The sequence below is a fragment of the Gemmatimonas sp. genome, from assembly GCF_027531815.1.
Taxonomy (GTDB): domain Bacteria; phylum Gemmatimonadota; class Gemmatimonadetes; order Gemmatimonadales; family Gemmatimonadaceae; genus Gemmatimonas.
Map to the genome: position 1 here is coordinate 37,892 of NZ_JAPZSK010000001.1, position 25,011 is coordinate 62,902.

General features: G+C 68.7%; 30 protein-coding genes. 15 read left to right on the plus strand and 15 right to left on the minus strand.

Translation table 11 applies throughout. The annotated features are described in order from the left end of the window. Nucleotides 1-369 precede the first annotated feature (369 nt). Both O9271_RS00145 and O9271_RS00150 read right to left on the minus strand, forming a co-directional pair. Nucleotides 370-1,173 (minus strand): hypothetical protein, encoded by an 804-nt coding sequence (locus O9271_RS00145; RefSeq protein ID WP_291262835.1) that lies wholly within the window; start codon nucleotides 1,171-1,173, stop codon nucleotides 370-372. A gap of 12 nt (nucleotides 1,174-1,185) precedes the next feature. Beyond that, entirely contained in the window at nucleotides 1,186-1,608 is a 423-nt protein-coding gene (locus tag O9271_RS00150; RefSeq protein ID WP_298264959.1) for a MerC domain-containing protein, read from the minus strand. Nucleotides 1,609-1,806: 198 nt separating this feature from the next. Between O9271_RS00150 and O9271_RS00155 the strand changes: the two genes are divergently transcribed. After that, on the plus strand, nucleotides 1,807-2,052 hold the full coding sequence (locus tag O9271_RS00155) for a type B 50S ribosomal protein L31 (RefSeq protein ID WP_291268415.1): 246 nt from the start codon (nucleotides 1,807-1,809) through the stop codon (nucleotides 2,050-2,052). A gap of 54 nt (nucleotides 2,053-2,106) precedes the next feature. Here the strand turns inward: O9271_RS00155 and O9271_RS00160 are convergent, their stop codons facing one another. The 5 genes from O9271_RS00160 to O9271_RS00180 form a co-directional block, all read right to left on the minus strand. After that, nucleotides 2,107-2,802 (minus strand): fatty acid desaturase CarF family protein, encoded by a 696-nt coding sequence (locus O9271_RS00160; protein ID WP_298264962.1) that lies wholly within the window; start codon nucleotides 2,800-2,802, stop codon nucleotides 2,107-2,109. A 132-nt stretch (nucleotides 2,803-2,934) separates the two neighbouring features. Next, on the minus strand, nucleotides 2,935-3,780 hold the full coding sequence (locus tag O9271_RS00165) for a CopD family protein (RefSeq protein ID WP_298264964.1): 846 nt from the start codon (nucleotides 3,778-3,780) through the stop codon (nucleotides 2,935-2,937). Between the two features lie 11 nt (nucleotides 3,781-3,791). Beyond that, nucleotides 3,792-4,178, minus strand: coding sequence for a copper resistance CopC family protein (locus O9271_RS00170; RefSeq protein ID WP_298264967.1), 387 nt, complete (start codon nucleotides 4,176-4,178; stop codon nucleotides 3,792-3,794). Next, nucleotides 4,175-5,344 (minus strand): methanobactin export MATE transporter MbnM, encoded by a 1,170-nt coding sequence (locus tag O9271_RS00175; RefSeq protein WP_298264969.1) that lies wholly within the window; start codon nucleotides 5,342-5,344, stop codon nucleotides 4,175-4,177. The genes O9271_RS00170 and O9271_RS00175 overlap by 4 nt, the downstream gene beginning before the upstream one ends. Nucleotide 5,345: 1 nt before the next feature. Further along, nucleotides 5,346-6,236: an MbnP family copper-binding protein gene (locus tag O9271_RS00180; protein ID WP_298264971.1), complete on the minus strand. Its 891-nt coding sequence runs from the start codon at nucleotides 6,234-6,236 to the stop codon at nucleotides 5,346-5,348. A gap of 791 nt (nucleotides 6,237-7,027) precedes the next feature. Between O9271_RS00180 and O9271_RS00185 the strand changes: the two genes are divergently transcribed. From O9271_RS00185 to O9271_RS00205, 5 genes are all read left to right on the plus strand, one after another. Then, nucleotides 7,028-7,375, plus strand: coding sequence for a cytochrome c-type biogenesis protein CcmH (locus O9271_RS00185; protein WP_298264973.1), 348 nt, complete (start codon nucleotides 7,028-7,030; stop codon nucleotides 7,373-7,375). 53 nt (nucleotides 7,376-7,428) lie between these two features. Further along, nucleotides 7,429-7,917 (plus strand): hypothetical protein, encoded by a 489-nt coding sequence (locus O9271_RS00190; RefSeq protein WP_298264975.1) that lies wholly within the window; start codon nucleotides 7,429-7,431, stop codon nucleotides 7,915-7,917. Nucleotides 7,918-8,326: 409 nt separating this feature from the next. Next, nucleotides 8,327-8,851, plus strand: coding sequence for a cytochrome c (locus tag O9271_RS00195; protein WP_298264978.1), 525 nt, complete (start codon nucleotides 8,327-8,329; stop codon nucleotides 8,849-8,851). Continuing rightward, nucleotides 8,851-9,444 carry a hypothetical protein gene (locus O9271_RS00200; RefSeq protein ID WP_298264981.1) on the plus strand — a complete coding sequence of 198 codons (594 nt, stop codon included), beginning with the start codon at nucleotides 8,851-8,853 and terminating at the stop codon, nucleotides 9,442-9,444. The genes O9271_RS00195 and O9271_RS00200 overlap by 1 nt, the downstream gene beginning before the upstream one ends. Nucleotides 9,445-9,466: 22 nt before the next feature. After that, nucleotides 9,467-10,336 carry a DJ-1/PfpI family protein gene (locus tag O9271_RS00205; RefSeq protein ID WP_298264983.1) on the plus strand — a complete coding sequence of 290 codons (870 nt, stop codon included), beginning with the start codon at nucleotides 9,467-9,469 and terminating at the stop codon, nucleotides 10,334-10,336. Between the two features lie 29 nt (nucleotides 10,337-10,365). On the opposite strand, the gene O9271_RS00210 is transcribed toward O9271_RS00205, so the two are convergent. From O9271_RS00210 to O9271_RS00220, 3 genes are read right to left on the minus strand one after another with little or no spacing between them, the layout of a single operon-like run. Beyond that, complete coding sequence (locus O9271_RS00210; protein ID WP_298264986.1) at nucleotides 10,366-11,790, minus strand: DUF3526 domain-containing protein; 1,425 nt, start codon at nucleotides 11,788-11,790, stop codon at nucleotides 10,366-10,368. Beyond that, the gene (locus tag O9271_RS00215) at nucleotides 11,790-13,208 is read right to left on the minus strand and encodes a DUF3526 domain-containing protein (protein ID WP_298264990.1); all 1,419 of its coding nucleotides are present in this window, start codon (nucleotides 13,206-13,208) and stop codon (nucleotides 11,790-11,792) included. Before O9271_RS00215 ends, O9271_RS00210 begins: the two co-directional genes overlap by 1 nt. Nucleotides 13,209-13,218: 10 nt before the next feature. Next, complete coding sequence (locus O9271_RS00220; protein ID WP_298264992.1) at nucleotides 13,219-13,989, minus strand: ABC transporter ATP-binding protein; 771 nt, start codon at nucleotides 13,987-13,989, stop codon at nucleotides 13,219-13,221. Nucleotides 13,990-14,071: 82 nt separating this feature from the next. Here O9271_RS00220 and O9271_RS00225 point away from each other — a divergent pair, with 82 nt between their 5' ends. Next, complete coding sequence (locus tag O9271_RS00225; protein ID WP_298264994.1) at nucleotides 14,072-14,959, plus strand: hypothetical protein; 888 nt, start codon at nucleotides 14,072-14,074, stop codon at nucleotides 14,957-14,959. Here the strand turns inward: O9271_RS00225 and O9271_RS00230 are convergent. Further along, nucleotides 14,913-15,878, minus strand: coding sequence for a GTP-binding protein (locus O9271_RS00230; RefSeq protein ID WP_298264997.1), 966 nt, complete (start codon nucleotides 15,876-15,878; stop codon nucleotides 14,913-14,915). The two genes, O9271_RS00225 and O9271_RS00230, sit on opposite strands and share 47 nt — an antisense overlap. Nucleotides 15,879-15,977: 99 nt before the next feature. On the opposite strand from O9271_RS00230, the gene O9271_RS00235 reads away from it, so the two are divergent. Both O9271_RS00235 and O9271_RS00240 read left to right on the plus strand, forming a co-directional pair. Beyond that, nucleotides 15,978-16,469, plus strand: coding sequence for a DUF3299 domain-containing protein (locus O9271_RS00235; protein WP_298264999.1), 492 nt, complete (start codon nucleotides 15,978-15,980; stop codon nucleotides 16,467-16,469). Between the two features lie 17 nt (nucleotides 16,470-16,486). Then, a complete protein-coding gene (locus tag O9271_RS00240; protein ID WP_298265002.1) occupies nucleotides 16,487-16,972 on the plus strand; it encodes a DUF2796 domain-containing protein in 486 nt (161 codons plus the stop codon). A 52-nt stretch (nucleotides 16,973-17,024) separates the two neighbouring features. On the opposite strand, the gene O9271_RS00245 is transcribed toward O9271_RS00240, so the two are convergent. Genes O9271_RS00245 through rpmG form a run of 3 tightly spaced genes read right to left on the minus strand, consistent with a single transcriptional unit; the run spans nucleotide 17,025 to nucleotide 20,338 of the window. Further along, nucleotides 17,025-18,878, minus strand: coding sequence for a permease (locus tag O9271_RS00245; protein ID WP_298265004.1), 1,854 nt, complete (start codon nucleotides 18,876-18,878; stop codon nucleotides 17,025-17,027). Between the two features lie 60 nt (nucleotides 18,879-18,938). Continuing rightward, nucleotides 18,939-20,183, minus strand: coding sequence for a zinc metallochaperone GTPase ZigA (gene zigA / locus O9271_RS00250; protein WP_298265006.1), 1,245 nt, complete (start codon nucleotides 20,181-20,183; stop codon nucleotides 18,939-18,941). Then, nucleotides 20,180-20,338 carry a 50S ribosomal protein L33 gene (gene rpmG / locus O9271_RS00255; protein ID WP_291268779.1) on the minus strand — a complete coding sequence of 53 codons (159 nt, stop codon included), beginning with the start codon at nucleotides 20,336-20,338 and terminating at the stop codon, nucleotides 20,180-20,182. Before rpmG ends, zigA begins: the two co-directional genes overlap by 4 nt. A gap of 54 nt (nucleotides 20,339-20,392) precedes the next feature. Here rpmG and O9271_RS00260 point away from each other — a divergent pair, with 54 nt between their 5' ends. After that, nucleotides 20,393-21,046 carry a hypothetical protein gene (locus tag O9271_RS00260; RefSeq protein WP_298265008.1) on the plus strand — a complete coding sequence of 218 codons (654 nt, stop codon included), beginning with the start codon at nucleotides 20,393-20,395 and terminating at the stop codon, nucleotides 21,044-21,046. Nucleotides 21,047-21,259: 213 nt separating this feature from the next. Here O9271_RS00260 and O9271_RS00265 read toward each other — a convergent pair whose 3' ends face one another. After that, the gene (locus O9271_RS00265) at nucleotides 21,260-21,910 is read right to left on the minus strand and encodes a phosphatase PAP2 family protein (protein WP_298265010.1); all 651 of its coding nucleotides are present in this window, start codon (nucleotides 21,908-21,910) and stop codon (nucleotides 21,260-21,262) included. A gap of 100 nt (nucleotides 21,911-22,010) precedes the next feature. On the opposite strand from O9271_RS00265, the gene O9271_RS00270 reads away from it, so the two are divergent. The 5 genes from O9271_RS00270 to bioF are packed head-to-tail and all read left to right on the plus strand — an operon-like array spanning nucleotide 22,011 to nucleotide 25,010. Then, nucleotides 22,011-22,382 carry a transcriptional repressor gene (locus tag O9271_RS00270; protein WP_291262815.1) on the plus strand — a complete coding sequence of 124 codons (372 nt, stop codon included), beginning with the start codon at nucleotides 22,011-22,013 and terminating at the stop codon, nucleotides 22,380-22,382. After that, the gene (locus tag O9271_RS00275) at nucleotides 22,370-22,939 is read left to right on the plus strand and encodes an SCO family protein (protein ID WP_298265015.1); all 570 of its coding nucleotides are present in this window, start codon (nucleotides 22,370-22,372) and stop codon (nucleotides 22,937-22,939) included. The genes O9271_RS00270 and O9271_RS00275 overlap by 13 nt, the downstream gene beginning before the upstream one ends. Next, nucleotides 22,939-23,430 (plus strand): copper chaperone PCu(A)C, encoded by a 492-nt coding sequence (locus tag O9271_RS00280; protein ID WP_298265018.1) that lies wholly within the window; start codon nucleotides 22,939-22,941, stop codon nucleotides 23,428-23,430. The genes O9271_RS00275 and O9271_RS00280 overlap by 1 nt, the downstream gene beginning before the upstream one ends. Before the next feature lie 10 nt (nucleotides 23,431-23,440). Next, on the plus strand, nucleotides 23,441-23,791 hold the full coding sequence (locus O9271_RS00285) for a hypothetical protein (RefSeq protein ID WP_298265021.1): 351 nt from the start codon (nucleotides 23,441-23,443) through the stop codon (nucleotides 23,789-23,791). 7 nt (nucleotides 23,792-23,798) lie between these two features. Then, complete coding sequence (gene bioF / locus O9271_RS00290; RefSeq protein ID WP_298265024.1) at nucleotides 23,799-25,010, plus strand: 8-amino-7-oxononanoate synthase; 1,212 nt, start codon at nucleotides 23,799-23,801, stop codon at nucleotides 25,008-25,010. Nucleotide 25,011 lies beyond the last annotated feature (1 nt).

Here is a 25,011-nt window from a genome sequence, read left to right on the forward strand (position 1 = left end):
CCGAACTCCGATTTCCGAACGCCCTTTCCGACATCGGACCTCCGGCATTCATCCGAGGTCCGACATCCGGAGCTCCGATCGATCCGACCATCGGAGCTCGGAGGTCAGACGAATGCCCGAATTCGGAGCCCAGAAACGGCGTTCGGAGGTCGGAGGTCGGATGCGTGGTGCCCGCAGTACCGGCCGCACACGCCTCCGAACTCCGATTTCCGAACGCCCTTTCCGGCATCGGACCTCCGGCGCTCATCCGCTGTCCGACATCGGGATATCCGATCGATCCGACGATCGGAAGTCGGAGGTCGGAGGTCGGACGAATGCCCGAAGTCGGAGCCCCGAGACAGCGTGCGGGGGTCGGAAGCCCGATCTCCTTCAGCGCAGCGGTTCCGCCGCCCTCTGCTCCTGATTCACCACAATGGGTTGGGCCGCGCCAGCGCCAAGCTGCCTGTTCTGGTCGCTCATGACCCGGGTCAGGAAGCGCTGCCCTTCCCCAATGCGCTCCACCTCAATGGCGATGCTCTCCACGCTCTGGCCCAGCTGCTCCAGGCGGTCGGTGACTTCGCGCGGGACGGGGGCGATAACGGTCGCGCCCTGTTTCCACAGCCGCCGAGCGCGCGCGAAGGCGAGAGGAAAGAGCACGAACAGCGTGAAGACGACCGAGACGGTCGTGATCGTCTCGAGCACGTCGCGGTCGGACGTGTCCGGCGGCGGCGTTTCCACGACCGCTCCCGGCACCGCCGATGCCTTGGCCACGGCCAGATCGGCTTGGGCGATCTGCTGCTCGAGGCTGGAGATGCGGGCATCGGTTTCCTTCAGCCTCGCCTCGAGGCCCTGCTGATCAGCCGGGGAGATCTCGTCCGCGCGAAGGTCGCTGGCGATGTCATTGCGCTGGTCCTGTACCCGCTCCAGCTGGTCGCGCAGCTCGCTGCGCTGTGCTTCCATGGCCTTGAGCACCGCCGAGGGCGAGGCCCCATCGGGGGTCATGGTGACCGGGAAGGCACCGTCCGGAACGGAGGTGGCGGTCGGCGGCGGCGGTGGGGTGGGCTGCATGTCGCGGGCGCGGGTGACTCGAGGGAACGGACGGTCGCGATTGGCCGCGTCGATTGCTGGCGGCCTGTGTGCCGTACGTTCGGGAACGGACACGGTTTCGGCAATGCCATCGTCCGCACCGCTCACGCCCCCACGATGTTACCCCGCCACTACCGGTGCCGTACGGCGACAGGTGGTGACCAGGCGGGCGTTCAACCAGTGCGCGCGCACGATGCACAGCGCACCAGCTACCCCCGCCAGCACCTCCGCCACGGGCATTTCCGTAGCGGGACGCACCACCAGCAGCAGGACGAACCCTGCGGCCAACCACAGCGCGGGGCGCGGCGAGCGGTGGCGCGGGTACGACGGCCCCAGACTGACGGCCCCCACGCCGAGCGACGCCGCAAGAAACACGGTCTCCACCTGCGGGTCGCCAAGTCGGCTGGCCCCGAGGGTCGACAGCAGCCCCGCAAACAGCGCCGTGGCCGCGCAGTGCACCGCGCACAGCGTGCTGGTGGCGATGCCAAGGCGGTCGAGCCAGGGCCGGTCAGGGCGTTCATGAGTGGCGACGGGGACGCGCATGTCAGTAATGATAGCGCGTTCTCATACTCTATCAAGGGCGCCGCGCCCAGTCGGTCCCTTGAATCCGCCGACCAACTCGGCCAGATATCAAGGCTGTGTTTCGACCCGGGGGCAATGCCCCCACTCCGCCCCGGCTCCCGGGGCATCCATTCAAGAACGCGCACACCGCCGGCAATGGTGGCGCATGCTGGAGTTCGCATGGCCAAAGAAGGCATTCATCCGCCGTACCACTCGGTCGTTTTCAAGGATGCGTCGACCGGCGCGCTGGTCCTCACCCGTTCGACGATGACGAGCGAGCAGAAGATCAAGCTCGACGACGGCAACGAGTACCCGCTCATCCTCCTCGAAATCACGAGCGACTCGCACCCGTTCTACACGGGCACCCAGCGCCTCATCGACACGCAGGGTCGCGTCGACAAGTTCAAGAAGCGCTACGGCCGCTGAGCCTGATGACCGAACGCCAAACCGCCCCGGATCGCATCCGGGGCGGTTTGCTTTTCAGGTTGCGGCGTGGGCGGTGGTGCGCCCCGACGATGCGCGAGGGTGCGCCTGAGCGCGGGCGCGCCCCTGTCGCGCCACCTGCTGCCGGACGGCCTCGAGATGCGGACCGAAGATGGCCGGATCATCGGCGAGCACCGCGCGCGCCATGGCTTCATCGTCGCGGCGCGTGACGCCGAACACCCGCGCAATCAGCCGCTCCAGTCCGCGCCAGAAACCCACGCCGTCGAGGATGGGATTGAGGAAGTCGGTGAGCACGCAGTAGTGCGAGTCTTTCCCCAGCACATGGTGGCGGTGGTGATGCGACGGTGATTGGATGAGGTGCAGCCGCTGCAGGAGCCGCACGATCGGGCCGTTCTCCCGGCGGGAGCGATGGCTCCACTTGTGCACCTGGTTGGCATTGAGCCCGAGCACCATGGACAGCGCAATCATCCAGTTGAACACGCCGAGCGCCAGCGTCAGGGCGGTGATGCCGGCGCAAATGGCGAGCAACAGCCGTGAACTGAGGAACCACGAGTTCGTCACGAACGCCCGCGGGGCGTAATGATGCAGGATATTGGGCTTCGTGACGTGGCGACCAACGATGGGCCACGACGGGTCCCCGTACGCGTCTTCAATCCAGTGAAAGACGCCCGACAGCAAGTCGGTAATGAGCCAGACAGCGACGATCTGCAACAGCACGAGCAGTACGGACATGTACGACCTCCCGCATCGTGAACGTGAGATGCAACGGCAACACCGTGCTGCATGATGTGCTCCACCGTCCGCCGGCGCATCCCCCGTTTGCCTGACACCTGCGACTCTGGCGTCAGGCGGCGTCAGGCGGCGTCAGTCGGCGGCGGGCGGCTCGCTGCCGGTGAGCGCCGCCGTAATCAACAGCACGACGGCGGCAACCGCACACTCGACGCGCACAGCGCGCACGGCGGGATTTTCCCCCCGCGTGATGCGCTTTCGTTGACGGGCCCCGACGGTCAGCACGATGAGCACCAGCGCCGACTTGAGCAGGAGCAGACGGCCGTAGTCGCTGGCAAGAATGGCGGCGGGGGGCGTGCCCAGCAGGAGACGCGCGCCACTCCCCACGCCGGTGAGTACGGTCACCGGGGCCATGATCGTGGCCGTGCGGCTGAAGGTGCGCCACGCGGCGTCGCGCAGGGCAAAGGCCGGTACGCGAGTAATGAGCAGCGTCACCACCAGACCGCCAATCCAGGCGCCCATCGCCGCCACATGCATGGCGTCGAGCAGCCGCGCCCCCAGCGGCCAGCGCTCATCGGCGGCGGCGTGCCCCAGCCCGCCCATTGCCGCCGCCACGCCCAGCGAGGCCATGAGCAGCAGCAGCGAGGTCGTACGTCCCACCGGCAGCAGCAGGGCCACACCGGCCAGAACGCACGCCCCCATCAATTGACTCCACCCCTGCCCCCACCCGGTGTCGGTGAGCAGCGTGGGCACGTCGGCGCTGGTCATCTCGAGCGCGCTCAATTGCAGCACCAGCAGCAGCAGCGGCGCCGTCACCAGCGCGGCCGCCCCGCCCCACGCCAGCACGCGCGGGGCGCGCGATTCGTGCACGCTGCGTGCGCCGGCCTTCCACTCGGGATCGAGAAATGCCACGCTGGCGCGTCCCATGGCCAGCAGCGCGCCCACGTACAGCAGCAGGCGCGCTGCTCCTGCCCACGTCACCCCTTCATTCACTACTTCGCGAGCTTCACGGTGAACGCGGAAACGCCGTCAACGACATGACCATCCTTCGACATGGCCTTCCACGTGATCGTGTACTTGCCATCGGTCAACGGCGTACTGAACTTCGCCACCACCGGTTCGTCCTTGGTGGCACCGCGTGTCAGTTTGGCGGTGGGTACGGCAGCGCCCGTCGCGTTGGTGACCGCCACCTTCGTGGCTGGCAGATCGGCGAGTTCACTCAACCACAGCTTCACGGCCTCGGGGGACGTGGTCACCGTCGTGTCCTTCCCGGGAAAGATCGCCCGCAACTTGAGATGCGGCAGGCGCGCCGCACTGACCAGAGCAGGAGTGACAACGGCCAGCACGAGCGCGGGCAGCAGCAGACGGGGACGCATCATTTGGAGGCTCTCCATGGGTTCGAGAAGCGCGGATCGCGCAGAAACGTGCTATCGGTGAGACTGCGAAGAAAGGCCACGAGATCACGCTTCTCCTGCGCGGTGAGCTCCATGGGCTTGAGAAACTCACTCTTGAGCGGGCTGTCGGCGCCCACCCCCGCATGCGGCCCTCCACGAAGCGTGCGACCGCCAGCGTTGTAGTGCTCGATCGCCGCCTCGAGCGTGGCCACACTGCCGTCGTGCATGTACGGCGCCGTCACCGCGACGTTCCGCAGCGTCGGGGCCTTGAACTTGCCCATGTCCAGCGGGTCGTTCGACACGGCGTGCACGCCGGTATTGGGCGCTGGATAGGCGCCCTGGCCATCGATGTTGTACAGGCCGGTGTTGTGGAACTCCACCTCCACGAACCCCTTGCCCACGTAGTTCACGGTGCCCGTGAAGTTGAAGCCACCGTGACAGTGGAAGCACTCGGTCTTCTCGCTGAAGAACAGCGCCTCGCCGCGGCGTGCCGATGCGCTGATGGCCGAGCGTTGCCCCTGCTTGTATGCGTCGTACGGCGAGCGGCCGCTGATGAGCGTGCGCTGGAAGCTGGCGATGGCCTTCACGATGTGATCCAGCGACACGGGCTCACGCTGCCCCGGGAACGCCGCCGCGAAGAGCGTGCGATAGCGTGGCTCGCCTCGCACCCGCTCGAGCAACGCCTGTTCCGCTCCCGACAGCCCCAACTCGACCGGATCCTCGCCGAACATGGGCACCAACGCCTGCTTTTCGAGCGACGTCATGAGCGGGTTGGCCCACGTGAGCGCCGGACTGTAGGCCACGTTGGCCAGCGACATGCTGCCGCGCGGATGCACCTCGCCGGTGGATCCCACCGCCCGCGGCAACGCATCCGCGAACGCTCGCGCCTGCTCGTGGCAACTGGCGCAACTGAAGGTGCCGGTGCCTGACAGCCGTGTGTCGTAGAACAGGTGCCGACCAAGCGCGACCTTGGCGGTGCTCATGGGGTTGTCCGCCGGCACCACCGGTTCAGGGAAACCTGGTGGCAGCTGCCAGCGAAACGCCGCGCTCGGTGGCTGTGCCGCCGCGGTGACGACCGGCCAGTGACTGCCGACCACCACCGAGACCAGGCCCAGCCCGCCCGCTACCCCCCACAGCGTGCGACGACGCACCTCAGCGCGCCTCACCCTGCCCCACGGTGGCGCTTGCGCGCGCCACCCGGAAGAAGCGCGGCGTGTCGGCACCGGTCGCTGCAGGGTGTGCCAACCCGAGCGAGGCGAAGAGCCCGCCGCAGTCGCTGTCGCCGGGGGCAGACATGCACCCCAGTGCCGTCTGCGGCTGGTTGCGCCGCACGTCGCTGCGTGCGAGCAGCGCGCCGAGGTCGGCGACGATTACGTCACGTGACGGGTCGAAGCCGGCCAGTGCCACATCGGCACGGTTGGGCTGCGCGCACGACGTGGGGGACTTGGCCCCCGCCTCGCCGGTGCACCCGGTGCTGCCCAGATGAATGACCCAGCCGGTTGCAGCCGAATCGCCTTGTGCAGCCCGCAGGTCGACACGCAGGAACTTGTAGCCACCGTTCCACGACCAGAAGAGGCGCGACAGCGAGAGCGGCGCAGGCTGCGCCGCGAGATCGCCGTGGTTGCGCGCAAACGGCACACCGAGGGTGAACGCCACGCCGCGATAGCTACCGGCAGGCGCGAGCACGGTGATCTCCGGGTGCATCTCGGGCGTCCCACCACTGCAGGGGCCGGTGCCGTTCTCGACATCCACGAGCGCGACATCACGGTCCTGCCATGGCGCCCGCGGCTGGATGGCAGCCGCTATCGTATCACCACGCGCATTCACCAACCGCACGTTGTGCACGTAGAAGCGGAACTCGCTGGCCGTAATGGTGGCACCGGTGGTGCCGATACCGCTGTAGCTACGTCCGCACACGAACGGTTCGCTGCCAACCATCGCCTGTACGCGGATGGTCACCGGGACAAGCGAATCGGCTACGGCGGGGAACAGCGGCGCGGGCGCCACGCTGGCAGCGGCGAGCGCGGCAAGCACAGTCAACATGATGATTCTCCGGGCGAGGCACGTCGCCTCCGCACTCCGCGAATCGGAGCGCGCGGGACGCGCGCGGTGTGAGCAGCCGCTCGCCGATGGGGCACCGGTGACCCGGGTCCCCGCTGGCGATGACGGCGCAGGCGTCGTCGCCGCCCTCTGGGCAGCAACGTTACGCGGTCGCGGAGAACCCCGGAGGCGCCGTGGCCGGCGGGTGACGGTGCGTAGCGCGTGTATCGAGGCGCACCGCAGCGTGGCGCGGCGGCACGTCCCCACCCAACGCGACATTCAGCACGCCGGCCGTTGGCGGCTCCGACGCCGGCATGGCAACCACAGTGGCCGCACAGCAATCGCTGACGCAGTCGCAGGGGGTGGTACGCGAGGGTCCGTCGTCCGCCGGCGCGCCTGGCGTGAGCGGCCCAGCCATCGCCGCGTGATGCGCGTGAGACGCCGTGGTCGGCACGGACAGCACCGCTTCCCCCGCGGCACTGTGCAGCTCCGCAAGTTGGGCGGACGCATGGTGCGGGCACTGCGGCTGAAGCGGCAGCACCAGACGTGCTGTCATCCACACCAGTGTCAGGAACATCCCTGACCAGTCTCTGCATACACGCCGCATATCGTAACGCTAGGGCGATCCCCGCCTGTCTGTCAAATCATGGCCCACCCGGGCTGTGGGACGCGAAGGGCTCGGCACCGTCCGCCGCCGCAGCGCTGGCGCTGCCCAGGCCCCGAGCGTGCGAACGCCACGTTGTCAGTGCCCCCCTCCGTTCATCAGCTTCCGTCACCCTACCACATTTCACACCATGCAGACGGATTCGCTTCTCGTTTCCGGTACGGAAACCCCAGCGGTGGCACGCACCATCATCACGACCGCGATGAGCCCGTATTGCCCGGGGCTCACGCTTGAGGTGTGCCCCAGCCCCCAAGCGGATAGCCTGCGGCGCGTCATCATCGCGCGAGTACAGCGGGGCGATACGCGAACGATGATCGAGGCCGACCTCGAGCGCGACTTCGGCGCCGAGATCCGGTCGATGCCCAAGGCCGAGGGGTTCGGGCTGGTCGGCTGGGCCGTGCCGGGGCTCGTCGTGCTCGTGGGGGCGTTCATCGTGACGCGGTGGCTGCGCGGGCAGGTGCGGCGCACTGAACCGTGACGATGGATGGGCATGGGGATTGCGCCGGCCCTCGCCGAGGTTAGGATCACTTCATGGGTGATTTTCGCCGCCTGCCCGCCGCGCTGTTCCTCATGCTCCACCTCGTGGTGGGCATGCGGCCGGCCGTGCCGTCGGCGGCGATGCAGCATTCGCCCTACCCGATGCAGCCCGTAGTGGCCTTGGCGACGGCAGCCGGCCAACAGGCCGATCACGGCGCCCACGGCATCCACGGGGCACCGTCGTCCGACGACGCTGCTCAGGCGCACGCAGCGAACGACCCGCCGTGTCATCGGGTCGACGCCGAAGGATCTGCACCCGATGGTGCCCCCGCCTCCGAGCATTCGTCGCATCACGATGCCGGATGCCATGGCGCGCCCTGCTGTGCTCCCGTGATGCCGCACGGGCAAATCCGGGCCATTGCCACGCGCGATGTGCCCGCGGCCCGCCAGCGTCCGCTGGTCGGTGCCGCCCGCGTGGTCTTTGCCGACGGCGCGCGTCGCCGGCCGCCGGCCACCGCACCACCCACCGCCCTGAACGCCTGACGTTCGGGGTTGCCCGCCCGGACGAACGGGCGTGCCCCGCGCGGCCTGGCCCCGCGCTGAACTCCCGCGGTCACGCGCGTCTGTAGCGGCGCGTCGCTCTCTCCGCTCTGGTGCGATGTCGTGCACCGGCAGGAGACTCCGCGAGCCCTTCCGACAATTCGACTCCGTACGCCCCGCGTACGCCCCATGCAGGTCGCCCGCGCCGTTGCCGCGCGCCGGCATCCCGCAGGTGGCCTCGTGGCCGGAGTCTGCGCACACGCCAGGAACCCTCTAGCCAAGGTCTCCAGTCCTGGTGTGTCCCCCCATCCGGCGGGCCCGCCGGGTGGGGGGGAGCAGGTCCCAGGTGGGGCCTGTGCGGTACTCACTTCTTCCCATTCGTCTCATGCGTTTCTCTATCGCTACCGCGTCGATGGCTGCTGCCGTTGTCGCGCTCGCGGCGTGCGGCGGCGACAAGCCAGCCGATACGCCCCCCGCCGACAGCGCCGCCCCCGCGCCCGCAGCCACGCCCGCTCCCACCGATTCCGCGGCGCCGGTCGCCGCCGCGGGCAACGTCTCCATGGAAAAGGGGCAGGAGATCTACGCCCGCTGCGTCACCTGCCATCAGCAGAACGGCGACGGCGTGCTGGGCGCATTCCCGCCGCTCGCCGGCTCGGAATGGGTGACCGGCCCAGTCGCTCGCCCCATCGCCATCCTGCTGCATGGTCTTCAGGGAGAAATCACGGTCAAGGGGACCAAGTACAACAGCATGATGCTGGCCTATGGCACAGGGGCTCCGATGACCGACGAGGAAGTCGCGTCGGTGCTCACCTATGTGCGCGGCAGCTTCGGCAACACGGCCTCGGCTGTCACTGTCGAGGATGTGGCGAAGGTGCGCACGGCCACCGCTGGCCGCTCCGCGCCCATGTCCCAGAAGGACCTCGAGGCGCTGCAGTAATGCGGTCGCGTCACCCGGCCTTCGTGCTCGGGGTGGCGCTCCTTGGTGGTGGTATCGGGAGTGCGTGCGCTCCCGATACCGCTCCTCGTGACACTCCCCAGGCAGCTCGCGGGTCCACGCGCGCATCTTCGGCAACGCCCCGGCAGGCGGGCTATGCCACCATGCACGACACCATGCCGGAAGCCATTCACCACGCGAAGCATGCGGCGGTGGAGCGACCGGCGGCGGAGATTCCGCGCTCGCAGTCGGCCGAGGCGTTCGCCACACGCCTCGAGCGTATTCCCGGTACCAAGGACGCATGGCTGTCGTTCACACTGCGTCGTCGACTGGACGGGGCCTTCGCCCGGCAGACCGACACGGTCAAGTTGCTCATGAATTGCAACGCCGACTCGCTGCTGGTTCTCAACCGCAAAGGCTATGCGCTCTCCACCCGGATCATCCTGGCGCCGGGGCAACTGCTCTCGTTTTCTGCGACCGACCAGCAGCGCATTCGGGTATTCGGCCTCCGCCCGGTGTCGGCCGGCCAGCGCAGCGAATCGCTCGTGCGCTTCGCGCTGGGTGGGGATCTCGTAGTGCGCACGCCCGTCGACTGATCTTTCACTCTGGAGGTACAGCATGAATCGTCGGACGTTCAGTACGCAGACCCTGGCGGCGGCCACGGCGATCGCCACCGGTGCGCTGTCCGCGTGCCGCACACGCCCCGCCACAGCGGTTGCCGCGGCCCAACACGAGAATGCGATGGTGCACCTCATCGACGAGCTGGCCGATGGCGATGCCGCACAGCGTGCGCTCATTCTTCCGGCAACCCCGCGACGCATCGGCATGCTGGTGTACCCGGGGATGTATCCGCTCGACCTCCTTGGACCGAAGACGGTGTTCAACGATCTGCTGAACACGCGGGTCCACCTCATCGCCCCGACGCTCTCCCCGGTGCCGGCAGGGAACGGGGTGAGCATTACGCCCGATGTGACATACGACAGTTGTCCAACGGGGCTCGATGTGATCTTCGTACCCGGCGGTGGTGACGGCACCGTGCGGCTCATGCAGCACACGCCCACATTGCAGTTCCTGCGCACACAGGCCGAGTCGGCCCGTTGGGTCACGAGCGTATGTACCGGCTCACTCGTGCTGGGCGCGGCGGGCCTGCTCGATGGCTACCGCGCCACCACGCACTGGGTCACGCACGACGTGTTGCGCCTCCTGGGCGCCACGCCGGTGCACGAGCGGGTGGTCGAAGATCGCAACCGCATCACCTCGGCGGGCGTCACGGCGGGGCTCGACATGGCGTTCACGCTCACGGCGCGCCTGGCCGGAGAGAACTACGCGCGGGCCGAGATGCTCAACATCGAGTACGACCCCGACCCGCCGTTCCGCGCTGGCTCGCCGAAGCGAGCAGGCCGAAAGATCACCAACGCGCTGTCCGGCATGTACGCCGGTATCGTGTCATCGGCCACGGCCGTCGCCAAGGCGCGGGCGCGGGGGTGATGACGGATACGGCAGCAGGTGGCCGTGCGCTACTCGTGCACCGCCACCCGCTTCAGCCGTCGCCACCCCACCCACCATAGCAGCGCGGTGGGCAACAACAGCGCCAGCAGGGTGCCACCCTGCCCCGCCAGCACCTCGCCAACCGATCTATCGTCGTAGGCAAAGCGGGGGAGCGACGCGAGCTCGGCGTGACGCACCTTGCGCTCGCCGAACACGCGCTGAAAGAAGAAGGTCTGCCACGCTTCGTGGTGGCGGTCGATGGCGGCGTCGAACCGGCGGAATCGCGCCAGGCTACGATCGGCGAGATCGTGCAGCAGCTCCTGCGCCATCACGGCGGGACTCGCCATGCTGGCCAGCGCCGCGGCGCGATGCTGCGCGGCCAACGCCGAGTCGAACGCGGCGTACACGGGGCGCATGGCGTCGTTGGCCCGCTCCTGTTGCGCCAGCGTGCGTCCCCACGCATTGCTCGCCGCCAGTACCCCGGTCTGCAGCATCTCGGGGTGATCGGCGAGGAACTGGTTCACGGCGGTATCGCCCTGCGCGGCGGCCTCGTCGCTGGCGGCGCGCAGTGCCGTGGTGAGCGCCACCCGCGATGGCGATGGATACACCGCCGACACCACGGCGCTGACGGTCGCGGGAATGACCACCACCACCACGAGCCAGCTCCCCAGCAGCAGGACGGCACTTGCCGCCGACGACCGGGCCGTGGCGTTGACCACCGCGATCACCCCCACCCAGAAGGCGGCGTACAGCAGCACGACCCCCAGCCAGAGCAGCAGGCGCAGCAGGACTGCCGGGTCACCGAGTGGCACGCCCACGAGCCACGCCATGAGACCGAGCAACACGCACGCCACGCCCAGCACGAACCCGGCGCGCACCCCCAGCTTGGCCAGCAACACGCGACTGGCCGGCACCGGCTGCGCGCGCCACAGCGCCATGGTACCCTGGTCGCGTTCACCGGTGATGGTGTTGTAGGTCAGGGCAATGAGCAGCAGCGGCAGCACCCACACCACCACGAACACCAGGTCGAACCGTCCCGCCAGCAGGTTGTGCGGATTCTCCACTTCGTCGGTGGCCATGAAGCTGGCCTTGCTGCGCACCGAGACACGCGCGTAGTACGGGTGCAGGTCGCTCGCGCCCACGGCCAGCCCCCCCAGAGGCGGCACATCGAGAATGGCATGAGTGGTGGCCCCCGACGCCCCGAGTACGCCCGCCGGTGGCACGCTCACGGTACTGTCCCCCTCGGCGCGCTGCAGCAACGAATCGAGCTTGGCCAAACGCTCGCTGTCGGCACGGCGGATATCGGCGACCGCCGCTCGCTGGAAGCTGCTCCACTGTCGGCCGTTCCAGGCGCCATACAGCGCGACGGCGGTGAACAGGACCGCCAGCACCCACGGCGCACGATCAGCCAGCAGCAGGCGCCATTCGTTGCGCCACACGGTGGGCCATCGCATCAGACGACCGGGGCGGCGGGGGCGCGCCACACCAGAGCGAGAGCCAGCACCAGCCACCCGGCCAGCACGAGCAACGCCGCCGCCTGTGTCGCGACCGACTGACGCACCGGCGGCGCATCGTATTCGAACGGGGGATACTTGGCCCACAGCTCGGGCGGCGCCTTCCAGTCCCATTCGCCGGTGAGCGTGTTGTCGCGGAAGTAATTGTTGGTCCAGCGAATGAGCCCGCGACGATAGAGCTCGGCCTGCACGGCAAAGTGCCGGTGCTGTTCCACGTCCGTCCCGGCGAGCCCCATGGAGAGCGAGCGCACCGCCAGCAACGGGGACACGAGCCCCATCCACTGCGTGAGCGTATTTTGCGCGCGGTAGCGATCGTACAGATCGCCGAAGTGCCGGTCGAACACCGTGTTGGCGTATTCTTCCGAGGCCTGCATGGCAATGGCATCGAAGTTCACCGGGAGCGCCTCCAGCGACACCGCCCGGTACTCACGCAGCGCCTGCGCCTCGACCGCCTTGCGCCGCGCATCGGCGGGGTTGTGACCGTCGAGTCCCTGCTCGATATCGCGCTGCATCGCCGCCTGGAACGCCACCGCCGACGTCGTGGGGTGCAGCTGCCGCGCGAGATCGGCCACTGCCCGCGGGGCCACGAGCGAATTCATCGTCCAGAAGCCCAGCAGCAGCACCAGCGCCACACGCACGTTACGGGCGCGTGCGGAAACCACCAGGGCCAGCGCCAGCAGCACGGCGAAATACGCCAGATACGTCAGCATGAGGAGCGCGAACCGCACCAGGTCATCGGCTCCGCGCCCGCCGCCGGCGCCAAGCCAGAGCGTGGCCACGCCAAGCAGCGTGGCCGGTACCAGCACGACCGCGAGCGCCGAGGCGATGCCGGCCGCCTTGCCCAGCATGAGGGTGCGCATGGGTACGCCAATGGCCGCCAACTGCCGCAGCGTGCCGGTTTCCCGCTCACCCGCGAAGGCCGGAAACGCCAGCATCACGATGAGCAGCGGCACCAGCAGCTGCAGCACCGCGGCGGCGGTCCATTCGCCGAAGCGGGCCACGTTGGGGCGGTCCATTGCCGGCCGGCGCGTGAACTCGTTCTGCTTGTGCGCCTCGAGCCATGTCGTCACGCCGGTGTATGCATCGACGCCGTGATCGACGAACGACAGCGGCAGCGACGGCTTGAACACCCAGAGGCCGTAGTGCGCCGCCGAGTGCGGATTCTTGGCGCCCTGGTTGACCCAGAACCCGCGCATGGCTTCCTGCGCGGCCTCATGGTCGCGTGCGGTGCCGCGCGAGGTGGTGAGCCCGGTGAGCAACGCCACCGCGAGCAGCAGCAGCAGGGCCACGGCGGCCACGCGGAAACGACCGTCGCGCCACATCTCCATGCGTTCCTTGCGGGCGATATGCGCAATCATGGGTGGCCCCTCAGTCGTGCATGTGGGTGAGATACAGCTGTTCGAGATCGGTATGTCCGATGTCGGCGGTCGCCAGTTCGGCCACGAGCGTGCCACGCTTCATGATGCCCACGCGCGTCCCTGACTCCTTGGCGCGAAAGAGATCGTGGGTGGCCATGAGCACCGCCGCGCCGCGCTCCCGAAGCTTCCCGATGAGTTCGGAGAATTCGTTGGACGCCTTGGGATCGAGCCCCGAGGTGGGTTCGTCGAGCAGCAGCACGTCGGCCTGGCGCGCGACGGCAATGGCAATGCCCACCTTCTGTCGCATCCCCTTGGAGAATCCGCCCACGCGCTGCTTGATCTGTTCGTCGCGAAGCCCCACGTCGCGCAGGTGCGCGATGAGCTCCTCCGTCGGCAACGGCGCCGCTGCGGCAAGCCCGGCGAAGTAGTCGAGATTCTCGAGCGCCGTGAGCTGCTTGTAGAGCATCACCGTTTCCGGGATGTACGCGAGGTGTCGCTTGGCCTGCAGCGGGTCGCGCGTGACGTCGATGCCGCACACTTCCGCTGTCCCCGCGGAAGGCGCGACGAAGTTGAGGAAGAGATTGATGGTCGTGCTCTTCCCGGCCCCGTTGGCCCCCAACAGGCAGTAGACCTCGCCCGCGTTGATGGTGAGGTCGAGGGCGTTGAGCGCCACCACATCGCCGTAGCGCTTGGTGAGGCCACGGGCAGCGAGGCGGGGAACAGCGGGCGTGGCCGCCAATGTGGTGGCAGAGGCCGATACCGCGAGATCCGTGGAATGCATGGCGCGACCGGCGTTGGTGAGCCGACCGACCCGAAAGAATCGGCGGCATTGCTATGCTGATAGAGCCTTATCATTATCGCTGATGCGCGTTTCGGCAAGAGTTTTCCTGCTGGGCACCTTCGCGGTGGCCGGCGCATGCAATGGACGCTGGTCCATGGCCATGCCACCCGACACCGGCGTGCCCGCCCCTCGTACCGCCGCCGCACGCGGAGCGCACCGGCACGTGCACGTTCCCGGAGAAGTGCGCGGTGAACGGCTTGGCCCCGTGTTCGGGCGATCGGTGGTCAGCACGGTCTATCGTGACGGCCAGTGGCTGCACGATTCGGCCGCGACCGATTCCGTCATCATGGCGCTTGTCATGCTCGCCCCCACGCACGTCTCGTCGCTCTTCCGCTTTGCTGCCGGCGAGCGGCCCACGCCGCGCCATCTCACCGTATGGCAGCGCGCCCGGGAGCTGGTGGCGCGCGCACAGCCCGACGTGCGCTTCGATGTGGCGCTCGACGCGCTCTCGTACGGCTCCGGTCCGGAGGTGGTGGCGCATCTGCGTCTGCTCGACGAACTCCTCGCCCCCGACCTCTGGTACTTCGTGAACTGGGATGACGCGGAACGTCAGGCGTTCGACGTGGTCGCCAGCGCCACGGCGCAGGCTCATGCCAACGGGCAACCCATTGGTGGCCTCACGCGAGAGAACGAGATCGCCACGGACAGTGACTTCGGCGTCCTCACGGCACGCGGCCAGGCGCGCGCCATTCGCCGACAGCTTGCCGCACTCCGCCAGTACCACGACCTGCCGTATCTCGTGCTGCGCACACCAGGAAGCGCCGGCGGTGTGCTCACCGAGACCGCTCGTTGCCACTATGCCTGGCGGCTGGTCCTCGGGGGCGGCGTCGGCGGTTTCGCCCCCGCAGCGCTCGCCGACTCGCTCAGGCTGGCGGCGCCATGTCGCCGAGCCGCGTTATCGCGTCGGTAAGCGCGTCGATCGGCAGCGCCACGCCGATGAACAGCGCCGTGGGCATCGCGTCGGCGTGTGGCCACGACGCATCGAGACGTACCCGCGAACTCCCGGGGAGTCGGTTCCATACGTACATGGGCCCAGGCTCGTCGGCAAAGCGCACGAGCCCCTTGGCTCGTACCACCTGCTCGGGGAGATCGGCCACGAACTGTTCGAAGGCGCGGCGCGACACCAGCGACGGCAGGGGCAGCGCGATACTGCCGAAGGGATGTTCATGCGGCGCCCGTTCGGCGCGTGACCGCGGCGCCGCGGCCTGCAGCCCCGTGCCACGTCCCACCTGCTGCGCATCGTGCTGGACGTGCGCGGCCAGGGCGTGCAGCCACTCGGCGAACGATGCGGTCTCCACGAAGGGGGCGCGTGGGTTCTCCGTGCGCACCGCGCCCTGCACCGCCACACGCCGCGCGGCATCCAGCTTGTGCGTCCAGTTGAGCAGCAGGTGCGTGGCGGTGTTCACCTGCGCGCGTTCGAGCGCATTGTGCCACCAGCGCTTCTGCCACCGCGCCGCGTCCACCACGGTGAGTTGCAGCGGCAGAGTGAAGTGCGCGAGCCGCGTGTCGGTGGTGAGGTGGCCCAGCAGTTCGTCGGTTTCCGTGGCACCGTTCGCTTCGATGATCATCACGCTGCCGGGATCGGGCGGCACGTCGTACAAGGTCTGCAGCAGCTCCCGCAGGGAGCCGCAGCACACGCACTCGCCGTTGAGCGGCGTGACGAGCGCCTCGAGCGCCCCCAGCCGCGCGGCGTCGACGCGGGCGTTCTGAAAGTCGTTGAGGATGATGCGCACCCGCGTGCCCCGCGCCGCCAGCTGCGGCACGAGCTCCGAGAGAAACCGGGTCTTGCCGGCGCCAAGGAAGCCGGCCATGAGCACGAGCGGGATCATGAGGGGAAGCTACCAGACACACCGAGGGGGATGGACGATCGCCGCGGGGCGAGTCATTATTGAGAAGCTTCTATCATAACCACATCATCCTGTGCCGCCGTGCGTCCACGACAGCTCGCTTCCTGGGGACTCATGCTGCTCGTCGCCGCCATGTGCGGTGGCGTGCGGCCGCGGCCGATTCCCGATGCGCTGCCTGGTGCCGGGACGATCTCCGAACAGGGGGTCGTCACCGTAGACTGGAAGCTGCTCCGCGGGCTCGATTACCGCTCCGGCAAGATGAGCGACACGCTCAAGGCGCTCGATGGCAAGCGCGTTCGCGTGCCGGGCTTCATCGTGCCGCTCGACGACCTGCAGGACCGGGCCAAGGAGTTCCTGCTCGTGCCGTACTTCGGCGCCTGCGTGCATCTGCCGCCGCCGCCGCCAAACCAGATCGTGTACGCCACCCTGCGCAGCATGGCGACGCTCGCCCTCTTCGATCCGGTGTGGGTGATCGGGACACTGCGCGTCGAGAACTACACGTCCCCCTACGGTGTGGCGGGGTATCGCATCGAGGCCGAGAAGTTTTCGAAGTACGAGGATATGTCGCGATGAACCGGATATCGAATCGTGTGTGCCTCGCTTCCGCGTTGCTCGTTGGCGCGCTTGGCGTACACGTTGCCAACGCCCAGCACACGCACGGACAGGCGACGCTGCTGATCGGTCTCGAAGGGGCAACGGGGCGCATCGAACTGCGCGCGCCGGCGGACGACATGTACGGCTTTGAACGGGCGCCACGCACGGCGGCCGAGCGGACCCGCCAGAACGCGGCCCTGACGCAGCTGCGTACCGGCGGGGCGACGTTGGTGAAGTTCGACGCGGCGCTGGGCTGTCGCGTGGTCGCAGACTCCGTAGGGGTGCTCCAGGGGCGCGGTACGCATGCCGAGGTGTATGCGCGCTGGCAGGTGCAGTGCGCGCGGCCGGTGGCAGGGCGTCCGATCGGCTTTGCCATCAGCCGCGCGTTTCCCAATGTCGAACGGGTGAGCGTGCAACTGCTCTCCGACAGTGCGCAGACCGGGCGCACCATCGTCCGCGATCGCGGCGTGGTTGTGCCCTGATGACCCGCACGCCCCGCTCGCGTTTAGCGCCGGGCGGGGTGTCGTACGTGGCTTACGTGGGCGACAGCTCGAAGCGCAGCTCACCGAGGAACCCGCGCGCGCCGCGACGCAGTACGGAAGCCGCGTACAGCACCGCCACGAGCGCCACGGCGGTGAGTTGCCACCACGTGCCCTGCTCTTCGCCAACGAGGGCCGGCTGCGACGCGGTCAGGGTGGGCCACAGCAGGTTCACCAGCAGACCGAGGGCGACCGCCACACCCACCATGGCGCTCGAGAAGAGCCAGGCGAAGCGACGTCCGTGCAGGCGCGTGAGAATGCCCAGCGTGGCGATGTTGGTGGCGGGACCGGTGAGCAACAGCGCCAGGCCGGCGCCGGGGCTCACGCCGGCCGCCACGAGCACCGCTACCAGCGGTGTCGACGCGGACGCGCAGATGTAGAGCGGCATCCCCACCGCAGCGAAGACAAGCACATCGACGCCCGTGGGCAGCTGCGTGAGCCACGATCCTTCCAGCAGGGGCGTGGCGAACGCCGCTACCACGATGCCCGCCAGAATCCACGGCGCCGTATGGTCGACCATGTCGGCGAGCCCCGACTGCGCGGCCTGCGCCAGCTTGTCGCGGGTGGTCGTGTTTGCACTACCGGCGTCGCCCAGGAGCGGGAGCGATGCGCGCTTGCGCGGAACGAGGGCCCCCACCAGAAGGGCAACGGTCAGGGCGGCCAGCGCCGCCGCCGCGACACGAATGACGGTGTACTGGGTGCCCAGCAGCGGCACGGACAGCAGAATGGCGTCGATCCCCAACTCCGGCGTGGCAATGAGAAACGCCACGGCCGCCGTGGTCGAAGCGCCCCGCTGCACCAGCTGCTGATACAGCGGCACCACGCCGCACGAACAGATCGGCAGCGGCAATCCCACAGCCATTCCGGCAAGCCCCTGCCGTACCCGTGATCCCTTGCTCATCCACGCCAGCCCGCCGGTGGGGAGATAGGCGTACACGAAGCCCGCGGTGATATAGGCCAGCAGGACGGCTGGCGCGCTGTCGAGACAGAGCGCCCAGAACGCGTCACGGATGGCAGTGAAGGTGGAGAGTTCCAGGGCATCGCGGCGCAACAGGAGCAGCAGCCCCAGCATCGCCGCGCCGCTCAGGGCCCCCAGCCCGTTCGCCCAGCGGACCCATGGCGAAGGGTGATCGTGCACGTGACCAGATGCATGCGCGTGATCTTGAGCGTGATCGTGCGCATGTGTGTGCGCATGCGCGTGCCCGGTCGCCTCCGTACCATGCAGATGCGGGTGCCCGGGCTCGTGCTCGTGCGCGGGATCATGGTCGTGCGCCGGATGGGCGATCACATGCAGCAGCGACCCTCCCACCAGCGCCTCGAAGAGTTGCCCGGCGCGCTCCGGCAAGGCGGCGAACAGCGCCGCCTCCGTCTGGTAGCCCACCACGATCGCGACGCCCATGAACAGCAGCACCGTCCACGGGACCACCGGATGCCGATCGCTCAACACCCACCACACCATGAGGCTGACCGGCAGCTGATGCAGCAGCACCCCGTAGCCCAGCAGACTGCCGCCACCCATGCTCTGCGCCAGTGCGCTGCCATCGAGCAGCGAGTGCATGGCGATCCCCACCATCGCGAGCACCGTCACGATCAGGTGTGTCTGTCGCACACCGAAGGTGAGCAGTCGCTCGGCGAGCCCCGGCAGCACGAAACCGGCCGCGATGCACACCAGCGCCAGCAGATCGCCATGCTCGATGGCGTGCGGCACGACATCGAGGAGCACCAGCCCGCCAATGCAGATGAGCACGAAGCCATCCACGAAGGTGAGCAACGCGGCCTGCCGGCGCGCGAGTTGGGCCACCACCGGACCGAGGGCGAGCGCCGCCAGGGTGGCGAGAAGCAATGTCATGCCGGACATACTCAAGAGTAGCGCGGCCGATGCGTGCGGCGAAGGCGGTATTGCGGATCCTCAGGCGACGCCGTCGTCATCCCCCTCTGCCTCGGCCCACTCCGGGAAGGGATCGGCGAACGCCGACCACAGCGCCGGACCGGCGGCAAACTCTTCCGGCGTCACGAGACACGCGTCGAGCGCGGCGGTCAATGCCGCCTGGTCGAGCTGCTGCCCGATGATGGCGATCTCCTGACGTCGGTCCCCCACCTCGGGGTCCCAGTGGCCTTCGATGATCGCGCGCTCCTCGTCGTCCACCTCCCAGGTCTCAGCCGGGCTGGCCGCGTACCAGTAGCCCGCCGGGTTCACCTCGAGCAGTTGGCCCGCCTGCGCCCAGCTGCCCACCAGGTCGGGGCGGGTGGCAATCCAGAAGAACCCCTTGGCGCGCAGCACCCCGGGGAGGCCACGATCCACCTGTTCCCACAGCCGCTGCGGATGAAACGGACGCCGCGCGCGATACACGAAGCTCGAAATGCCGTATTCCTCGGTCTCGGGGACATGCTCCCCGGCGAGCTCCTTCTGCCACCCCGGTGCCGCCTCGGCCTGCGCGAAATCAAAGAGTCCCCGGCCAAGCAGGGCGGAGGGCGGCACCACGCCCCGCGTCGCCGTCACCAGCTCGGCCTCCGGATTGAGGTGGCGCACAATGGCCACCAGCCGCCCCAGTTCGTCGTCGCCCACCAGATCGGCCTTGTTGATGACGAGGACATTGGCGAACTCCACCTGGTCGATGAGCAGATCGGGAATGGTGCGTTCGTCGTCGTCGCCGAGCGCGAGCTGGCGCGCCTTGAGATCGTCGAGCGATCCGAGGTCGGCGAGAAAGCGGTACGCGTCGACGACGGTGACCATGGTGTCGAGCCGGGCCACCTGCGCGAGTGATACCCCGTCTTCAGTTTCGAAGGTGAAGGTGGCGGCAACCGGCAACGGTTCGCCAATCCCGGTGCTTTCGATGAGCAGATAGTCGAAGCGCCCTTCGGCGGCGAGCCGCGCAACCTCCTGCAGCAGATCGTCGCGCAGCGTGCAGCAGATACACCCGTTGGTCATTTCCACCAGCGTTTCCTGCGTACGCGAGAGCGCCGCATCGCCGCCGCGCACCAGCTGCGCGTCGATGTTCACCTCGCTCATGTCGTTCACGATCACCGCCACGCGCAGGCCTTCGCGATTGGCGAGCACGTGATTGAGCAGCGTGGTCTTGCCGGCACCCAGGAACCCCGAGAGCACGGTAACCGGCAACCGGCGGTCGCTGGTCGGCACGGCGGGCGCGCTCACTTGGACTCCCGGTAGAGCACGTGCTTCTTCACGAATGGATCGTACTTGCGTTGCTCGAGCCGTTGCGGCGTCGTGCGCGGATTCTTGGTGGTGACGTACATGTGGTGGCTCTCGGTGGAGCGCAGCTTGACGTTCACGCGGCCGCTCTTGGCCATGGGATCTCCCGCAGAGGTGTTGACTACACAGTATTGAGATCCTAGTATCACTAAATGCCCGCGCAAGCCCCTCCCCGACCGCTGCGCTTCCCCGTGCTGCTCGACCAGCAGTTCTGGTTTCTCGGGCACGATATCCGGCACGCCGACGGCAACGCGCTGCAGCGGTTCGGCTTCGTGCGTTGGCGCTCGCCAGCTCCGGGGGGGACGAGCTGCTACGTGTACGCGCTCAATGCCGAGGCGCCGTGCGAGGCCGTGGTGTGCTGGGGCTTCGGGGCGTATTGCGGGCCGGTCCATTTCTCAGCGCTCATTGACACTGGGGACCGCGGCTCGAGGAACGACGAGCCGGGGCACCCCGCGTCGGCCTTTCCCGATTCGTCCAATGGCCAGGCGTATCGCCCGGCCGGCGGTGTCCTGCTGCCTCGCCACGCCAGCAGTGCCCGCCTCACGGACCGGCCGCTGGCGCTTCCCCTGCACCAGCTGGGTCAGCTCCCCCGTGGACACTCGGCACGGACCAGCGCCGAGCAGGAGCGGGTGCACCACGGGATTGCCGCGGTTGCGGAGCTCTTTGCCCGCTACGAGGCGTGGGCCCCGTCGGTGCTCGGGCAGCAGTATCGGCTGCAGACCCTCGCCGAGTTGCCGCGGCACAAGCGCAAGCGGTTCGACCGCTCGGCCGACCTGCGCGCGCACTGGGAGTCATGGCGGCAGTAGCGGTACTCGGTCCGCCCCGCGCGACTCGCGTTGCGCAACTCGGAACTCAAAACTCCAACTCACGACTCACAACTCGCGTGGTGAGCCGTGAGTTCGAGTCATGGGTGTTGAGTGGGAGCGCTGGGCGCGCGCACTGCGAGTCGCATCGCGCAACTCGAAACTCAGAACTCCAACTCACGACTCACAACTCGAGTCGTGAGCCGTGAGTTCGAGTCATGGGTGTTGAGTTGCCGGGACTGTCGACCGCATGCGCCCTTCAACGGCCGCCACCACCCCCCACGCCACGCACGCCGCCACGACGGTGTCGCTCAGGTAGTGTGCGGTGGCCATGACGCGCGACAGCCCGCACCCCGCCGCGAGGAGGTAGAACACCCATCGCGCGCGCGGGAACAGTCGGGCCAGCGCAAAGGCGCCGGCGAAGGCCACCAGGGTGTGGGAGCTGGGCATCCCCATGCCGCGGTTCGACCACGGCCCATCGGCATAGGCGCGAAAGGCGTAGCCGAACAGCTCCGGGTCCGGGCGCAGCCGTCGCACCAGCAGCTTGAGCAGCTCGGCCGCGAGACCGCCCAGCAGCGGGCCAAGCACGAGGAGCGTGGTGCCGGTCCTGCGCGCCCGCGGTTCTTCCTGTTGCAGCCACCACGCGAGCGCCAGCAGCAGCCAGGTGGGGAGAAACCCCATGCTGCGCAGCAGGCGCCCCCAGTCCTTCTCGTACACCCCCGGTACCCGTACCATGCGCCAGGCGACTTCGTCGAGCAGGTGGGCCGCCACAATGGCGGCGCCGCTCACGAGCAGCCAGCGCCCCCACGCGGGGCGGGAAACCGGTGGCGCCCCGGTGGGCGCAGGGTGTGGGGTCGGGTCGGGCATGCGGCAAATCAATCGGGGCGCTCCCATGCCCGCCACTCTGGGCGCCACCATCGCGGCGGCCGGATGCCCCGGGCCAGTGCACCATGCCATATTTGACGCCATGGAACGCAATACGCGGCAGCGCGATGCCATCCGACTGGTGTTCGAGGAGATTCCCCGGCCCCTTGGCCCCACCGAGGTCCTCGAGTACGGGCGGAGCCACGTCTCGAAGCTGGGCATCGCCACGGTCTATCGCACCATCAACTCCCTCGTGGATAGCGGCTGGCTGGTGCCGGTGGAGCTGCCGGGCGAGCCGCCGCGCTACGAGCGCGCCGGCTCGGCCCATCATCATCATTTCCGCTGCCGGCAGTGCACCCGCGTGTTCGAGATTCACGGGTGCCCGGGTGACCTGCGGGATCTCACGCCGCAGGGGTTCCACCTCGAGTCGCATGAGGTGGTGCTGTACGGGCTGTGTGACAAGTGCGCGGCCTGATCGCAGGCATCGCCGCGGGGCTGCTGCTCGTCTCCTGTGATTCCCGCGGCCGCTTCGAGGGTGTGGCCGTGGATCCGCCCCGGGCGATGACTCCGGTGGCGTTCACGCTCCCCGACAGCACCGCGTACACGCTTGGGGGCACCCCCGGCGGCGCCACGGTGGTGTTCTTCGGGTACACGCACTGTCCCGACGTGTGCCCCACCACGCTCGCCGACTGGAAGCGCGTCAAGGCGCAGCTCGGGCCCACCGCGGCACGCGTGCGCTTCGTGTTCGTGACCGTCGATCCCGAACGCGATACGCCGGCCGTGGCGCTGCGCTATGCACGGCAGTTCGACAGCAGCTTCGTGGGGCTCTCCGGCGACGCCCCCACCACGGCGCGCGTGCTGGAACTGTTCGGCGTGGCCGCGGCGCGCGAGGCGGGCACGCCCGCAAGCGGCTACCTGGTCAGTCACTCGTCGCAGCAGTTCCTGCTCGATGAGCGCGGTGCCCTCGTGGCGCTCTACCCCTTCGGAACCCGCTGGGAGGCACTCGCGGCCGACCTGGATCGATTGCTGTGATGATCCATCGTCGCCTTCACCAGGTCGCGCGCAAGGCCGTGCGCAAGACCGTGCACGTGGCCATCGCGGCCGTGCTGCCGGTGTGCGTGGGGTGCGCCGGTGGCGAGGCCGCCAGCGGCGACACGCCGCGCACGGGCCGCGTCGTGTCGGCCGCCTGGGCACGGCCGGCCGATTCCGGCGCCACCGGCGGCGCGTACTTCACCATCGTCAACGCCGACTCCGTGGCCACGGCACTCGTGGCGGTAACCAGCACGGCAGCCGCGGCCGCCGAAGTGCACGAGTCAATGCAGCACGACGGCATGGCCCACATGATGGCCCGCGCCGCCGTTCCCATTGCGCCGCGCGACTCCCTCGTCATGCTGCCCGGCGGCGTCCACGTCATGCTGCTGCAGCTCACGCGAGCGCTCGCCGTGGGCGATACCGTGCCGCTCACGTTGCGCTTTGCCGCTGGCGACTCGCTCGTGGTGCGAGTTCCGGTGCGCGCCCCCTGATCCTCGCCTCATGACCCTGCACCGTGTCGCCACGCTCGTGGCGATCATCAGTGGCACCGCCGCGGTGGTGTGGTGGAGCTGGCCGCGCCCCGACACGCTCATTCGCGTGCAGCGCGGTGGCGTGGCCGTGGTGACCGATGCCCTTGGCCGCGACACCCCGTTGCCCGACACGGTCTTCGTGGGCGGCCGTGGCCCCAAGCGGAAGATTCGCGTGGTCAACGAGGATACGGTGCAGCATCGCCTCGCCATGTTCACCGTGCCGGCCGGCCAACAGACCGACTATACGGTGCCGCCTGGCACCTTCGGTGGCGTCTGCTCGGCGCATCCCACGAAGACACAGCTCACCTTCGTGATCCAGTGAGGAGGCCGTGAGTTCGCCGTTTTCCGATCACCCGCTGCTGCCCCCCTCCACCATGAACGCGGCGCTCGACGACGCGTTGCGCGCGTTGGAAGCGCAGGGGCTCAAGCGCGCGCTGCGTCAGGTGCAGCAGCGGCGTGCGGGCACCGTGCTGCTGGGCGGCGACCGGGTGGCCGACTTCGCCTCCAACGATTACCTGGGGTTGGCGAGCGATCCGCGCGTGGCGCGCGCGGCCCATGCCGTGCTGCAGGCGGAGGGCACGGGCGCGGCGGCCGCCCGGCTCATCTCCGGCAACCATCCCATACACGAGGCGCTCGAGCACACACTCGCCCGGCTCAAGGGGTGCGACTACACGCTGCTCTTTCCGTCCGGATACATGGTCAACGTGGGCGCCATTCCGGCGCTGGCCGACCGTGGCGACGTGATCTACTCCGACGCGCTCAATCACGCGTCGCTCATCGATGGCTGCCGACTGTCGCGCGCCACGGTGCGCGTCTTTCCGCACAACGACCTCGATGCGCTCGAACGCATGCTGGCCGCCGAGCGTTCGCAGTTCCGTCGGGCACTCATCGTGGTGGAGGGCGTATTCTCCATGGACGGCGACTACTGTCCGCTCGACCGGCTCGTGCCCATTGCCCGGCACCATGAGGCGTGGACCTACGTGGACGATGCCCATGGCACCGGCGTCCTGGGCGCCACCGGCGCCGGCAGCCTCGAACACTTCGGCGTCTCCCGCGATGTCGACGTGGTGGTGGGTACGCTCGGCAAGGCGCTTGGCACGGCCGGCGCCTACGTGGGTGGCTCACAGGAGCTCGTGGAGTTCCTCGTGAGCCGCGCGCGCTCGTTCATCTTCACCACCGGATCGCCGCCGGCGATGGCCGCCGCCACGCTCGAGGCGTTGCGCATTGCCGAGGTGGAAGGGTGGCGCCGCGATGCGGTGCGTGACCGCGCCCGGCGGCTGCGCCGGCGCCTCCTTGCGGCCGGACTGCAGGTCACCGGCCCGGAGGATGGGCACATCATCCCGCTGCTGATCGGTGACGCCGTGCGCACGATGGCCACGGTGGCCGATCTGCGACGCCGCGGATTCCTCGTGGGGGGCGTGCGCCCGCCCACCGTGCCGGCCGGAACGTCGCGTCTGCGCATCTCCATGTCCGCGGTGCATCCCGTGGAGCTGGTGGACGCCCTCGGCGCCACGCTCATCGACGTGCTGCGCCGAGTCTGAC